The sequence below is a fragment of the Pseudonocardia sp. EV170527-09 genome (genome assembly GCF_008369905.1).
In the GTDB taxonomy this organism is placed as follows: domain Bacteria; phylum Actinomycetota; class Actinomycetes; order Mycobacteriales; family Pseudonocardiaceae; genus Pseudonocardia.
Genome location: NZ_VRMC01000365.1, coordinates 1 through 400, shown reverse-complemented (window position 1 = coordinate 400; position 400 = coordinate 1). Strand labels below are relative to the sequence as shown.

Here is a 400-nt window from a genome sequence, read left to right as displayed (position 1 = left end):
GCGTAGGCGGTGCGTGAGTGGTCGTCGATCACGGTGTGGACGTAGGCGGTCCCGATGGCCGGGCGGTAGTACTTGCCCCGTTGACCGGTGCGCCGCGCGGTGGCCGCCTGGTTGCGGCGGCCTTGCTGTCTTCCCAGGTAGCGCCAGCCCCCGCCGTCGGGGATGTTGGCGAACTTGGTGACGTCGACGTGGATCAGCGAGCCGGGGTGGGGGTGCTCGTAGCGGCGCAGCGGCTCCCCGGTGCCCCGGTCGATGTGGGAGAGCCGGTTGATCCGACAGCGCACCAGGACCGCGTGCACGGTCGAGGCGGCCATGCCCAGGCACCCGGCGATCTGGACCGGGCCCAGCCGGTGCCGCCAGCGCAGCCGTACGATTCGCCGCACCAGACCGACACGGGTCT

Annotated in this window: 1 pseudogene; it reads right to left on the bottom strand. The window is 72.0% G+C overall.

What is annotated here, in order from left to right:
- Positions 1–400 (bottom strand): annotated as a pseudogene (locus FVA95_RS29510) (DDE-type integrase/transposase/recombinase); the annotation flags it as partial.